The organism is Bacillus sp. AR8-1, from assembly GCF_008042345.1.
GTDB classification, from domain to species: Bacteria; Bacillota; Bacilli; order Bacillales; family Bacillaceae_G; genus Bacillus_A; species Bacillus_A cereus.
Window position 1 is genome coordinate 18,057 of the sequence record NZ_QNUB01000056.1, and the last position, 14,655, is coordinate 32,711.

The window sequence follows — 14,655 nt, forward strand, 5'->3', positions numbered from 1 at the left end:
CTTGTACAAAGTATACTGTCTATTTCTGTCGGAAAAAAGAGAAAATACACAATTTATGTAACATTATGCAAAATTACATAAATTGTGGTCAATATTATAAATAATGAACGGAACACATATGAACATTAATTTGAATAAAAAAGAGTCCTTTTAGGCGCTCATCCAATTGGTTAATTATCTATATTCATTCTAATAAAAGTGCACTTACATCTAAATAACAACATAAAAACCCACTCTTTACTATTGTAAGAGTGGGTTTAATGCTATTAAAATAACAATTACTATAAGAAACCTTATAATTTATATTTTTTTAGTAATCCTACTAAGTTTTTTGTAAAATTCACCTTTTGTTTTTATATGCTTAAACTGATTTGGATTAATATTTGCTTTTTGTGAGAGTGCTACAATCTCTTCTTTTGTAATTGAATCTTTCGTATTTATAGATGCTATATTTGTGTATTTTCCGTCTTCTGTTTTTGGAATTTCTAAAATCCCTTTATTCACAAGATCAACTACAGCCTTATGCTCTGAAGAATGTAAATCTACACCAGTAATTTTCCAATTATGCATAACTTTCGGTGTGTATACACCGTTCTTTACCTCTTTTAAATATGTAATAGCAAGGTTACGAATGGTTCCACCTGTTTCTCCGAATGCATTCTCTTGTTTAGATGACCAAATTTGTTCAAACTTACGCCCCTCTAAAGCTCCCCCTTTTGCCTGAAGAGCCTCCATTCTATATGCATTCATTCCCAGCGTCATAACATCGCTCATTTTGATTGGTTTGTTTGTACGAATAGAGCGTAAATTTGTAATTCTGCTTCCGTATGGTTTTGTTAAGTCAATTTCGTATTTTACGCCTCCAAAGAAATCGTTCGTACTGTATTTAGATGCACGGCGGGTTTTATCAAAGCTAACGGTTACATCTCCGGCACGAGATGAGTTAAAATATCCTGCTGCCCATTCCATATAGTCTTTTAAATCTTTTCCAGAAATCTTATATACTGTAATTTCTCCCAAGGCATATTGGTAATTGTACGCAATATCTTTTTTCTTAATAGGACCTGTATCCAAACGGGCATAATCATTATCAATTTGATGGGCTACTACATCTGCTTTACTGTAGTAGAGCATGACTTCATGAAAGAAATCTGATAAAGGTGTTTCTTGAATCTGAACACTTGGAATACCCTTTATTTCATTTTCAGGAACAAGATTTCTACCCTTTAATTGAGCGACTACAACATTTGCATCTCCTCTCGCATATTCGTGAAAAGGTGTTAGTGTTTCTTCAAGTGTAGGATCAGATAATATCGTTGTTCCATCAGCATTTTTTACAGGTATAGCGGTAGCAGTTTTATCTTTTAAAACCAACTTCCCATCTTGCTTTGTAAAAGTAAGGTCAATACGTGAAATATGTGTTCCATATTTATCTGGCTCTGTAATAATTACGCCATTTACAACTTCTTTTTTTACAAGTTTATGCATGTGAGCCGCAAAAATAGCGCTTAGTTCCGGACAAGCATTTGCAATATCTTGAACACCAGTACCAGGGATACCATTCTCATTTTCTAATCCCATATGCATAACTCCTACCATTACATCTACTTTACCTTCTAATTCCTTAATTGCCTTTTTCGTCTCTTCTACCGGATTTTTCACCACTAAACCATCTAAGTGATCTGTCCCTTTTTCAAAATCACTAATCATTGGTGTATTCATACCAATAATCCCAACTCTAATTCCATCTTTTTCTACAATTGTATATGCAGGAAGAAAGCGCTCTCCATTTTCCTTATAAATATTTCCTGCTAACGTTTTTCCCTTATATTGCTCACTAACTTTTTTCAATGTATCTAATCCAAAGTTGAATTCATGATTTCCAAATGCCCAGGCATCATATCCCATTGTATTCATCGCTACCATCATTGGCGATTGTGGCTTATCGTTGAATAATTCTACTGAGTTTCCTTGAATTGTATCCCCGGCATCTACTAATATGGTATTTGGATTTTCTTGACGGACCTTCTTTATAACCGTATAAAGCTGCGTCAAACTTCCACTCATATTTGCTCCATCAAGCGCATAATCCCAAGGCATAAATCTACCATGAATATCTGCAGTACCTAACAATGTAATATTAACTTCAGATTCCTCAGCCTTAGAGATAGATGGTTTGACTATTACTGCCGTTCCAAGCAGTAATAGAATTACAAAGTAACATACATAGTTCTTCCATTTCATTTTTTGCATAATAATAATATTTCTCCCCTTTTTGTACTTTCATAAAGTTGCTTGAACTTTAAAAATGTAACTTATTATTCAGGAAACTTCAACTACAAAAGATAATTTTGAAGGTGGTTCTGTTGCAAAAATAAAGAGAATAAATTGCATACATCCCCTAACAGAATTGTATTTTATCGTTTTCTGACAGAATACTCCTTCCTTAAGCGTGTGAAGTGTACTTTCAAAATAAGAACATATCATTTATCATTATTTCAATTTATTAAAACGGGCATATACAATATGTTATGATGATTAATTTTTTGAATTTCGTTGCTGATTTATTTCCTTCTAAATAAAAACACTTTCAAAAAAATAACCCCGCTCTTCATTTAAGACGGGGTTACACTTATACAGAAAATCGGATAGTTTCATATTTTCTTAAGCTTATTGGTCACTTTCAACTAATTTCATTCTATTTTTGTTTTCTTCTGAATCAATATGAATCAACCATTTTCCTTGTTTATAATACGTATCAATAACTAGGGAATAATTTTTACTTTTCAATTTCACAAAGCAATTTTATCTCTTTGATTTGTAACATATGACGCTGTTCATGCAAATAGATCAGTTCTATCCACTGATCAAGGGGCAATTCTCCAAGAGCTGGATGCATCACTGATTTTTTCGCTAATACAGACTCATCTTCTATTGTACTCAGGAAACGCATCAATTCTTTTCTTGATTCGTTTAGCATATTGAGCATTTGCTCCACTTCAAATGGTTCTATACTTGGTTCAATCATTTCTGGAGCTATAAACTTTTTCGTTCTATCTAATAAAATAGTATGAATTTCTTTACGCACATTTTGGGTACTATCTAACTTTTTTAACCCTGAGGAAATAACTGTTATCACTCTCTCATCTAATAAAACTAAATGATGACAAACTTGTGCAATACTCCATTTATCCTTATCTGGTTTCCTATTAAATTGAGCATCACTCAACAAAGAAATTTCCTCAACTAATTGATTTCTCGTTTCATAAAACTTTTCATTTACAAATGTATCCATGCGGATTCTCCTTTCATTGCAACCTACATACTTAAATTTCTACGCTAAAAATATTATCTTCGAAAACAGATTTTCTTTCACTACTATTCCAATTTCATTTTAAAGCCACAAATGAAGTTATTTGTTTTTTTGTATGTTTTTAATTGGCACAAATAAATCAACCTCTAACTTTCCTTCTAGATCTTCAGCAACATTATTTAAGCAAAACTCTAAATTATCTCTATCATAATCTGCACCATACTCACTATTTAGTAGCCACTCTGCATACATGTATTGATACGCTTCACTTAATTTATGAGGTTCATCATAGAACTGGTATAGACCATATGTACCTCCATCTAATCTTTTAAATTGCACATCATGATACTTTTCTTTATCGAAGTTTTCAGGAATCGTAACACATGCATCATGCCGGCACTTATGACTTGCAACAAGTTCAGGATTATCTAATGATATTCCGATAAATGATTGCTCTGGTGGATACAGTTTATTTTCAATTGACCAGTTCAGTAACTTCCCCCAGTGATCTTGCGGTTCAAAGTAGCTACCAGTTCGTCTTATATACGCTACTTCTAATGGTGGTAATTTTTTTATAACAACTTTCATTTATATCTTCTCCCCTATAAATATGTACACTGTTTAATTAGCTTTTTTTAACATTTATTCCTTCTTAAATTAAAAGAATTCTCTAATCATATAAAGTGAAACTTTAATCAGCGGGAGATGAATTTTAATTGAAATATAATTGATTACTATTACTACTACTAAAGTAGTATGTACTTTCATCCTTTTATTTGATTTTACATTCTTTTTAAATCGATATATTAATTGTAAGAAAATAAAAAGGTGGAGGATTTTAATTGATTAAAGGAATATACGAAGCGCATTTACCAGTATAATGTCCTATCAATTTATCATTAAATAAATGTAAAAAATGACCCTATTTATTCATTTTTAATGCGTATGTATGTACATTTGTTAATTTATTCGATATATTATGGGTATTGAATGATTACGTAAAGTGTAAAGGTCGCTTATATAACACCTTATATTTTTATATCCGTGAAAACTACAAAGTGTATGAAAATCCATTTGTCAAATGAATTTAGTGCGGAAGGAGGTTTGTGGTTACTTCATAGGGTATAATAATCAGTTTTTACTGATAAAAATATAGGAGGCGACATAATGTTTCGTACGATTTCAAATTTCATGAGAGTAGCTGAGATAAGAAGGAAAATCCTTTTTACACTAGCGATGTTAATCGTTTTTCGAATTGGCACGTTTATTCCAGTTCCTCATACTAACGCAGAGGTATTAAAAGTACAAGATCAAGCTAACGTTCTAGGTATGTTAAACGTATTTGGTGGAGGAGCATTGCAACATTTCTCAATCTTTGCTGTAGGTATTACACCATATATTACAGCTTCCATCATAGTACAATTACTACAAATGGATGTTATACCTAAGTTTTCGGAATGGGCAAAGCAAGGAGAAATGGGGCGTAAGAAATCAGCTCAATTCACTCGATACTTTACAATCATTCTCGCATTCATACAGGCCATCGGAATGTCTTATGGCTTTAATAATATAGCAGGTGGACAATTAATAACAGATCAAAGCTGGACTACATACTTATTTATTGCGACAGTTTTAACTGCAGGTACTGCATTTTTACTTTGGTTAGGCGAACAAATTACCGCTAACGGAGTTGGTAATGGTATTTCGATGATTATCTTCGCAGGTCTCGTTGCCGCGATTCCAAATGTTGCAAATCAAATTTATTTACAACAATTCCAAAATGCTGGCGATCAGCTATTTATGCACATAATAAAAATTGTTTTAATTGGACTCGTAATTTTAGCGATAGTTGTTGGTGTTATTTACATTCAACAAGCTGTACGTAAAATACCGATCCAATATGCAAAAGCTGTTTCAGGAAACAATCAATATCAAGGAGCAAAAAACACTCATTTACCGCTTAAAGTAAATAGTGCTGGTGTTATACCAGTTATCTTTGCTTCTGCATTTTTAATGACGCCGCGTACAATTGCGCAGCTCTTCCCTGATTCAAGCGTATCAAAATGGTTAGTTGCAAATCTTGATTTCGCACATCCAATTGGAATGACACTTTATGTCGGTCTTATCGTTGCTTTCACATACTTCTACGCATTTATTCAAGTAAATCCTGAACAAATGGCTGAGAATTTGAAAAAGCAAAATGGATATGTTCCTGGTATTCGTCCTGGTAAAGCAACTGAACAATATGTAACTAAAATTTTATACCGTTTAACATTTATTGGTGCAATTTTCTTAGGTGCAATTTCTATATTACCGCTCGTATTCACGAAAATTGCTACGTTACCACCTTCTGCTCAAATTGGTGGTACAAGCTTACTTATCATTGTCGGTGTAGCACTAGAAACCATGAAGACTTTAGAAAGCCAGCTTGTAAAACGTCATTATAAAGGCTTTATTAAAAAAGTGAATTAATTATCAAAAACACAGTTGGTTATTTTTCCAACTGTGTTTTTGATTTTATCAGTCCTGTAATATACAGGGCTGTTGCTTTATTAAACTACATCTCCTTCTCTAATAACCGCCCTTTTTTGAAATAAGTCCGTAGTGTTGAACGATTGGCCAAAAATACACCAATCAATATAAGACAAGCTCCCATTCCCATTGTAGGATTTAAGGGTTCTCCTAATACGATATAACCTACGATAATTGCTATTAATGGTGATACATATAACCACGTCGATGGAAATACTGGGTTTGTTTTTGATAAGAGCCAGTAATATAATCCGTGTCCACCGATCGATCCGATAAATATGAGATATAAAATAGGCCATTGTACACTCCATGAAGTTAATACAGTTACATTTGGTTGTTCTACAATAATAGATGCGATTAATAGTAAAATCCCTCCATAAAACATTTGAATTCCGTTAATAAGAAATGGTGATACATTTGATAAATCTGAAAGTATTTCTTTCGAACGAATAGAGCCTATTCCGTAAAATAACTCTCCTATAACTAAAACAATACAAGCAATACTCCATATGAAACTTACTTGTTGATGCATTCCTGGTAAAGAAACAAATATAACACCTATTAGTGCAATAACTAAGGCAACGAGTTGTTCCTTTTGTAATTTCTCCCTATTCCTCTTTGCTTGTATTAATAAAATCATCATTGGTCCCGTAGCAGAAAGAACAGCAGCTAATCCCGAAGAAATATATTGTTCTGACCAATATAAACTTGCGAATGTCATAAATGTTAAACAAAATCCAGCATACATAATACGTTTTGAAAATATATGTGGCATAATTTCTTTTCGCTTTAATTTAAAAATAATCATAAGGATTATACCCGCTAAAAAGAAGCGAATTCCTGCTGAAAACAACGGTGGCGCCCCTGCTTCAATTCCAATTTTAATCGTTAAAAATGTTGTCCCGAAAATAATACATACTAAAATGTAATTAAAAATGACCATTTTACTTCCTCCTTTTTACTCTTAAAATGAGTATAGAGGCTATGGTGTATAACAGTGTATCGGTACATATAACAGTTACTTCAAGTTGTAGTTGATTCCCTATATATTTTTCGCTTTAATTAAATTAAAAAGAAAAATAGGTGAACCTATGAAGATTGTATTGCGTAAAGAATCAAACATACCGTATTACAAGCAAATATATATGCAAATTGTTGAAAGAGTACAAAGTGGTATGCTTTCACATGGTGAATCCCTTCCTTCTTTACGTTGTATGGCCACAGATTTACAAATCAATGTATTAACTGTTCGTAAAGCTTATAAACAGTTAGAAACGAAAGGGTATATACGCATCGAACAAGGAAAAGGTGCTTACATATATAAACGTGTAAAGAAAGATTTCAAACCGATACCGTATAAATGGCAACAATCAAGATCTATTAATGTTATGCGTTCTCAATATGCAATGAATAAACACCGTAAATATTATGATTTTTCACAAGCAATTCTGTATCCCCGTCTGTTACCAAATCCATTTTTGGCAGACGAAATGCATAAATTGCTAGATAAAAATCCGATGTTGTTAGCAACTTATGGGCCAGTTCAAGGCGATTATGAATTGCGAGTTGAAATAGCAAATTACTTAAATGAACACCAGAAATTAGTGACGGACCCATCTCAATTATTAATTACAAGCGGAGCACAACAAGGAATTGATTTAATTGCTCAAACATTATTAAAACCTGGAGATACTGTATTAGTAGAAAGTCCGTGTTACAGTGCCGCGCTTGATGTTTTCATCAATAAAGGTGTTCAAATCATTCCTGTTTCTCTTGATAATCATGGAGTTCGCTCCGACTTAATTGATGATATTTGTCAAAGTAAAAATCCCGTTTTATTGTATACGAATCCGACCTTCCAAAACCCGACAGGTACAGTAATGAGTAAAGAACGAAGAATGGAACTTATAGAACTAGCGGAGCTATATCAATTTTTTATCATTGAAGATGATTCTTTCGGAGAAATATATTTTGAAGATGCTGTAGTACCACCTCCAATCAAAAGTTTTGATAAGGATGGCCACGTAATATATATAAAAGGATTTAGTAAAACGTTAGCACCAGGATTGCGTATTGCAGCACTTATTGCCGGTGGCCCTATTTTTGAATGGCTATATGCAGTGAAAGGTTCGATGGATATCGGTAGTCCTTTATTAACACAAAAGGCACTTCTACCGTTTTTACGTGCGGAACGTATGAAAAATCATTTAGAAAAATTACGAACAGCTTTACAAATGAGACGTGATTTAACAATTGATATATTATCGCCATTAAAAGAACTAAACTTTGAAATACCAAATGGCGGTTTTAATTTATGGGTGACACTGCCTGATTCGATAGATCCCTTTACCTTATTACAAAAAGCAAATGAAGTAGATGTCTCTTTTTTACCAGGAACAGCTTGTCTATTAAATTACGAAACAAATGATAACCAATTAAGAATTAGCTATTCAATGTTAAACGAGAAAGATATGGAAATTGGATTAGAGAAATTACACGATACAATACGAAACAGTATTTGTTAGAAGTAATATCACAATAGCCAACAATAAATAATACCCGCAAATGAAAATGTATAGTATGGGATATTATCTATTGTTGAGCTTTTTCGTTATTCAAATCTAGTTACTCTATAAGCTGTAATCTTTATTATCATTCCACTTTAACTACAATCTTTCCTCTAACATGTTGTCCTTCACTCAAAATATGAGCTTCTCGAACTCCTGCTTCATTAAATGGCACCACTTTACTTATGATTGGTTTGATTTTTCCGTTTACAATTAAAGCTGATAATTCTTCTAATTGTTTCCCATTTGGTTTTAGCCATAAAAATCCTGATTTTATTCCTTCTACTTTTTGTAGTGGTTCATGAACAATGGAAACTAGAACACCACCAGGTTTAATAATTCGAAAACTTTTTTCTTGCACTTCGCCACCTATTGTATCTAACACAATATCAAAATCTGATACTAGTTCTTCAAATTTATCTTTTTTATAATCAATAACGAGATCCGCTCCTAAAGACTGTAAAAATTCTTTATTTTTACTACTAGCAGTCGTGGCAACAAAAGCTCCAAATGATTTTGCGATTTGGATTGCCAAACTTCCAACGCCACCAGCTCCAGCATGAATGAATACACGGTCATCTTCTTTTATTTTTGCGTAATCTACAAGACTTTGCCACGCTGTAAGTCCTGCAAGAGGAATAGAAGCTGCTTCTTCGTAACTAATATTATTAGGCATATGTGATACTAAATCTAATTGTACTGCAATGAATTCAGCATAAGAGCCGCTTCCTATATTTTCAGGTTTCGTAAACACTTTATCTCCTATATTGAAACACTCTACATCTTCTCCAACTTCTTCAATAACTCCAGCTACATCTAATCCTAAAGTGATTGGAAATGAAAAGCGTAACTGTTCTTGTAAGTCACCTTTTCTTATTTTCCAATCAACTGGATTAACAGATGTTGCATGAATACGTATTAATACCTCATTATTCTTAACAATCGGTTTTAAAACTTGTCTTTCTTTTAATTCTTCAACACTACCATATTGATCAATAACAATTGCTTTCATTTTCTCTCCTCCTTGCTGTTTATTTTAATAACATACAATTATTTCTCAAAATTTTTTGCCTTGAATTACCATATACTTATTTTTGGGGGTAATTATGCAAAAAGCATTATAAATTAAAACTTTAATCATTCCTCACCAATCGGGCTCTTACTGCCCGGCAAATAGCGGGATGAATTTCAAAAAGAATCTTACACACATCTTAGAATTATTCAAAACTGTATTATTAATTAAATTCAAAAGAAATGGGGCTAACTTTATGAGTGAAAAGATATTTAAAATAAACGGTATTGATATATGTACAGAAAGCTTCGGTAACTCTAATGATCCCGCTATTTTATTAATTATGGGAGCTACTTGTTCAATGATATATTGGGATGAAGAATTTTGTGAACAGTTGGCGAACACAGGGAAATTTGTTATTCGCTTTGATAACCGCGATGTTGGACGCTCTGTTACATATGAACCTGGCACTTCAAATTATTCAGTAACAGATATGGCTGAAGATGCAATCGGGGTATTAGACGCTTATCATATTGATAAAGCCCATCTTTTTGGTATGTCATTAGGTGGTATGATTGCTCAAATTGCCGCTGTAAAACATCCCGAAAGAATTTTGACGCTAACTTTACTAGCGACTAGTGTAATAGGATCTGATAATAATACTCGCGATTTACCCCCAATGGATGAAAGGATTTTAACACATCATGTAAAGAGCGCAAGTATAGATTGGACAAATAAAAATGATGTGGCAGAATATTTAGTTTCAGGATCTCGTCTATTATGTGGATCAGAACGAATATTTGATGAAAATAGAGTTTATACACAAGTAAAACAAGAAATAGAACGCGCAAACAATTTATTAAGTATGTTTAATCACGCTTTACTTCAAGGTGATGATGCATATGAAGGTGTACTTCACTCCATACAAGCACCAACATTGGTTATTCACGGAACAGACGATACAGCACTCCCATTTGAACATGGCCTCGCACTAATTGATGAAATTCCAAACTCAGTACTATTAACTCTTAAAGGGGCAGGTCATGAAAATCATCCAAATGATTGGGAAAGCATAATTACTGCCGTTTCTAAACATACATCTGAAATTTAGACAAACAAATAATTAACAGAATGGGCACAAATTGCATTGTGCCCATTCCATTTACAAACAAAAACCCATCACTGTATTCGTATGTATAGTGATGGGACTTCTTATATTTTTCTATGTTTAAAAAAATGGACAATCTAATTGATCAACAGATTCCCATAATTTTTTTTTTGCATTTTCGGTGGATGTATTTGCTTCTAGTGTCATGTTTTTAAAAGGGTTTACTTCGACTTTTAATAAGGATGAAGGCTCCACATATAATGAGAAAACATGGCTGCTTGGTAAAGCTTTTGAAACGTCAATATCTCCTACTTGTTTAAATAATTGCTGCGCAGCAAAAAAGAAGAAATTAGTTGGATTTGATTGTTTATTCAGCCACGCAAGCATTTCAGGTGATACCGATTTATGAATATTGATTTTTACTCGATCACCACGTTTATATCGCCTAGATCGCATACTTCCACCAACTAACTTATCGTTAAGTTTGTAAATCCTAACTCTTTTTGCTTATGCTCTCTATATTTTGGCGAACAAGTATAAACTAATAATCCTCGTGCATTTGTAAATAACGGATTATCTACAAAGATTACATTTTTGAGTCGTCCTTTTTGCTTTAAAATCATTTTTAAACTGTTTTTAATAATTACTGCACCCCCGCCATAAATAAACACGTATGGATCGTCTTTCATATCATCAATTTTATTTATAATATCTGTTGCAACACGTGCTGCTAAACCTAATAGCGCTGGCTGTGATTCCTCAACTAATAAGGTATTTCTCGGATGCTTATCATTTAAATAAATTTGATTGAATTCTGTAATACTATCAATCGTCTTAGTTGGATACTTCCGGTTCCATCTCGTAATGATTTGTAGTAACGTCTCTTTTACACCATAAGATAAACCTTTACTTAGTTGCGGACGGAAATTTACCCCTAATGAAACGACTTCTTCTGTCGTCCCTGCACCAATATCAAAAGAGAGTAGAGTTTTATCTACAAAATCAATTTCAGAAACTTGATTTTGCTCACATTCTATTTTATGTTTCACAACATTTCCTTCTTCATCGTATACAATGCCCCACGTCCCAGAAGCACCCTCAGGCAGGCATTTACAATACTCAATTGAAACATTAATTGTCACATCGCGTCCGTTCGGATAATGGAAAATAACCTTATGATTTCCCATATAACGTTTTGCATTTTCAGCAGCTATTTCTTGTGTAATAAGCTGCATAGGAAGAGCGACAGATAAATCATATCGAATATTAATATGGCTAGAAGTTGGACTTTGACGCATAGCGCTTACCGCCAAACCTGATAGTATTGTAATAACCATTAACTCATCCGTTGACTTATTTGATTTCTTCTCTACCTCAGTACCTTTTAATTGATCTTGAATGACTTTTTCTCCAACGATGTATCGTACATTATTTAGCATTAACGATGGCGAACTTATAGTCACATCAATGTGGTTTTCTAATTCAGATAATGAAACATCTACCTCGTCTAAGAGTCCTGTAGGCTCACCTATATATAAAGAATAAATACTCGGAATAAAAATAGGGTCTTGCCCTTTCACCATTAACTTCAAACCGTTGTTTCCTGCATCTGCACCAGCTTTTAAAAGTATAGACATAACTACCCCCTAAATTAATCTGACATCCCTTCCAAATATATGCGAGCCCATTCTTTTACATTCAAATGTATTGTAATTTTTTATTTATCATAAAACCAAAATATTGCATACTTACATATTATATGTAAAAAGTATTTGACATGATGCTTTTCCAATTTTATACTTATATTTGTAAAGAGTTTTTTACAATCGAGGGGGGCAATTATTTATTGAATACTAAAAAAACTATTTTTATAATCATTGTTTTAGCATTAATTGCAATACTAGTACATGGCACATATAAATACATCACTGAAGGTTCTATTTTGGGTGGTACGATTTTTGCTATCTCGTTAATACTTAGTAATTTAATTAATCACATTACTTGGGGAGATCCCCACGGTGTATCAGAAGAAAGTCAAGATGAAATGGGCCAACAAATTACATATAAAAGCTTTAAAATTGCGTATTTTGTGCTTGTAGTTGTAATGTTCCTTTTATTAATCTTCTCCGAAGGATTTTCTATGGGGGCTAATTTAGATGGCGTTAAAAACCTCCCTCTGTTCATCGCAATTTGCTCTTCATTCTTTATTTATCCTATTGTCGAACTCATAGTTGCAAAACAATATAAGTAAAAAGATGAGGTTTTCTACATGTAGAAAACTTTTATATTTACATACTCTCTACAATTGCTTTTAATTTATTCACAGTACGCCAATTCCTAACTGTAGCTGGTGTACATTCTTTATTTATCCTATTGTCGAACTCATAGTTGCAAAACAATATAAGTAAAAAGATGAGGTTTTCTACATGTAGAAAACCTCATCTTTTTATATTTACATACTCTCTACAATTGCTTTTAATTTATTCACAGTACGCCAATTCCTAACTGTAGCTGGTGTATGTAACTTCTGAAACTGGTTCATTAATTTAGAATTTCGAATGCTATTTTTGAAAAACAAATAAGCAACCTTCTCATCTATATAGCAATCTTCAAGTTCACTTTTAAATGTAAGCAATTGACTACTTTCCTCTTCAGAAAGTACATTAGCTAAAAAAGCAACATGAACACTTTCTCCTTCTAACAATGAATGAACTTCATACGGACATTGTTTAATAGTATTTATAAATTCACCATATGTTCTTAGCATGACTGGAACATCGAAATCAAATTCATTTTTTATTTCAGATTGTATTCGGTCCTTTAGAAAGTTTATATCTTCCTCAGATTCGAACACGATATTACCACTTTGTATATATGTTTTCACTTGTTTTAACCCTATTGATTCAAACACTCGTTTTAAATCAGCCATTTTGATTACTTTATGTCCACCGACATTGATTCCTCTTAGTAATGCAATATAAAGTGTCATATTATTCCCCTCACAATAAAATAAACTTATCAATTGAATCGATTTTCCCACTCATATTTCTCGGATATTTGTTTTAATTCTTCTAACATATCATGAATAGATAATACCTCAAATAAAATAATAGACTCACTTGAAAAATGGTGATGATAATGATTTGGTTTATAATCTTTTAAATCATTTTTATAACTCCAAAATTGCTTGTCTAATTCAGCAATAAGTTTCAAATGTTCCTCATCAATTTCATTACAACGGTTTCTCAATATAGCAATTATAGAATGAATTGTTCGTTGTAATATTTCCCTTTCACTTTGTGACCAGTCACAAGTCTCAATTGACACTCGAGCTAAATTATCTATATGGTAAATGATTTGCTGTAATATATGAAGTTGGTTCTGCATGGTTAAAAAGCTTCTCATTTCCTTCTTTGTATGTTGATGATATTTCCAATCTTTCTGCTCATATTGAACAAATTGTATCGCCTTATGCAATAATACAGTCAATTTAGATAAACCCTGAGCGGTCTCCTTTTTCATACCTTTTCCTGCAACTAATGCAGTAATCCATTCTTCCATAATATTTGCTGTTTTAGCAAATAGATCCTCTGTACATCCAAAAATCGTTTTCGTGTAGTGTGGTGGGAAAATGAAAAAATTCACTAAAGTAGATACTATAATACCAGTAGATGTAGTAGCTAAACGAATTAAAAATGCAGTGAAATAATGATCTGCCGTAATTGGAATCATAGCTACAGCAGTTAAAGTTGCGACTAATGTTCCCGCATGTAACCTTAGTTTTTGACATGTAACGATCGTAAACATCGCAGCTAATGCATAAGAAATTGCTTGATGACCTAAGAAAAATGTGAACGTCATGGCATATGCCGATCCAATTGTTGAGGCCGGAAAGCGAATAAGCCCTTTTTTTATTGAGTCTGTTGCAGTTGGTTCAATTGTAACAATTGCTGTTATTACAGCAAAAATAGTTGGAATGTTAAAAAATTCACAAACTAACACTGTAAGAAAAACTGCAATCCCAGTTTTAATCACTCTTCCCCAAACGATATTCCATTTTCTATCTTGATTCATTTTTTATATCCTTCATTTCTGTTTCATTTTATATACATATATTATATAT

Annotated in this window: 13 protein-coding genes and 1 pseudogene; 4 read left to right on the forward strand and 10 right to left on the reverse strand. The window is 32.8% G+C overall.

The genetic code is table 11. From position 1 onward, the window contains the following. Positions 1-300: 300 nt before the first annotated feature. The 3 genes from DN400_RS26555 to DN400_RS26565 all read right to left on the reverse strand — a co-directional run bounded on the left by DN400_RS26555 (position 301) and on the right by DN400_RS26565 (position 3,901). Positions 301-2,253 carry a bifunctional metallophosphatase/5'-nucleotidase gene (locus tag DN400_RS26555; protein ID WP_098907575.1) on the reverse strand — a complete coding sequence of 651 codons (1,953 nt, stop codon included), beginning with the start codon at positions 2,251-2,253 and terminating at the stop codon, positions 301-303. 526 nt (positions 2,254-2,779) lie between these two features. Next, entirely contained in the window at positions 2,780-3,295 is a 516-nt protein-coding gene (locus tag DN400_RS26560) for a DinB family protein (RefSeq protein ID WP_000379380.1), read from the reverse strand. Between the two features lie 117 nt (positions 3,296-3,412). Next, the gene (locus DN400_RS26565) at positions 3,413-3,901 is read right to left on the reverse strand and encodes an AraC family transcriptional regulator (protein ID WP_147802036.1); all 489 of its coding nucleotides are present in this window, start codon (positions 3,899-3,901) and stop codon (positions 3,413-3,415) included. A 579-nt stretch (positions 3,902-4,480) separates the two neighbouring features. Between DN400_RS26565 and secY the strand changes: the two genes are divergently transcribed. Next, positions 4,481-5,785: a preprotein translocase subunit SecY gene (gene secY / locus DN400_RS26570; protein ID WP_000490135.1), complete on the forward strand. Its 1,305-nt coding sequence runs from the start codon at positions 4,481-4,483 to the stop codon at positions 5,783-5,785. Between the two features lie 85 nt (positions 5,786-5,870). Here secY and DN400_RS26575 read toward each other — a convergent pair whose 3' ends face one another. Then, positions 5,871-6,788: a DMT family transporter gene (locus DN400_RS26575; RefSeq protein WP_000234339.1), complete on the reverse strand. Its 918-nt coding sequence runs from the start codon at positions 6,786-6,788 to the stop codon at positions 5,871-5,873. Between the two features lie 148 nt (positions 6,789-6,936). On the opposite strand from DN400_RS26575, the gene pdxR reads away from it, so the two are divergent. Further along, entirely contained in the window at positions 6,937-8,370 is a 1,434-nt protein-coding gene (gene pdxR, locus DN400_RS26580; RefSeq protein WP_000706779.1) for a MocR-like pyridoxine biosynthesis transcription factor PdxR, read from the forward strand. A gap of 127 nt (positions 8,371-8,497) precedes the next feature. Here pdxR and DN400_RS26585 read toward each other — a convergent pair whose 3' ends face one another. Continuing rightward, entirely contained in the window at positions 8,498-9,424 is a 927-nt protein-coding gene (locus tag DN400_RS26585) for an NADP-dependent oxidoreductase (protein ID WP_098907576.1), read from the reverse strand. A gap of 256 nt (positions 9,425-9,680) precedes the next feature. On the opposite strand from DN400_RS26585, the gene mleBCA reads away from it, so the two are divergent. Continuing rightward, on the forward strand, positions 9,681-10,535 hold the full coding sequence (mleBCA, locus tag DN400_RS26590) for a BCA family alpha/beta fold macrolide esterase (protein ID WP_063547478.1): 855 nt from the start codon (positions 9,681-9,683) through the stop codon (positions 10,533-10,535). Positions 10,536-10,652: 117 nt separating this feature from the next. Here the strand turns inward: mleBCA and DN400_RS26595 are convergent, their stop codons facing one another. Both DN400_RS26595 and DN400_RS26600 read right to left on the reverse strand, forming a co-directional pair. Beyond that, entirely contained in the window at positions 10,653-10,988 is a 336-nt protein-coding gene (locus DN400_RS26595) for a hypothetical protein (RefSeq protein ID WP_001257761.1), read from the reverse strand. An 11-nt stretch (positions 10,989-10,999) separates the two neighbouring features. Next, a complete protein-coding gene (locus tag DN400_RS26600) occupies positions 11,000-12,169 on the reverse strand; it encodes a ParM/StbA family protein (protein WP_000025622.1) in 1,170 nt (389 codons plus the stop codon). 209 nt (positions 12,170-12,378) lie between these two features. Here DN400_RS26600 and DN400_RS26605 point away from each other — a divergent pair, with 209 nt between their 5' ends. Then, positions 12,379-12,783 (forward strand): hypothetical protein, encoded by a 405-nt coding sequence (locus DN400_RS26605; protein ID WP_001093141.1) that lies wholly within the window; start codon positions 12,379-12,381, stop codon positions 12,781-12,783. Positions 12,784-12,820: 37 nt separating this feature from the next. On the opposite strand, the pseudogene DN400_RS26610 reads toward DN400_RS26605, so the two are convergent. From DN400_RS26610 to DN400_RS26620, 3 genes and pseudogenes are all read right to left on the reverse strand, one after another. Then, positions 12,821-12,895: pseudogene (locus DN400_RS26610) on the reverse strand (DUF1697 domain-containing protein); the annotation flags it as partial. Positions 12,896-12,984: 89 nt separating this feature from the next. Beyond that, positions 12,985-13,521, reverse strand: coding sequence for a DUF1697 domain-containing protein (locus DN400_RS26615; RefSeq protein ID WP_065228946.1), 537 nt, complete (start codon positions 13,519-13,521; stop codon positions 12,985-12,987). 29 nt (positions 13,522-13,550) lie between these two features. Continuing rightward, complete coding sequence (locus tag DN400_RS26620) at positions 13,551-14,606, reverse strand: aromatic acid exporter family protein (RefSeq protein ID WP_098205146.1); 1,056 nt, start codon at positions 14,604-14,606, stop codon at positions 13,551-13,553. Positions 14,607-14,655: the final 49 nt, after the last annotated feature.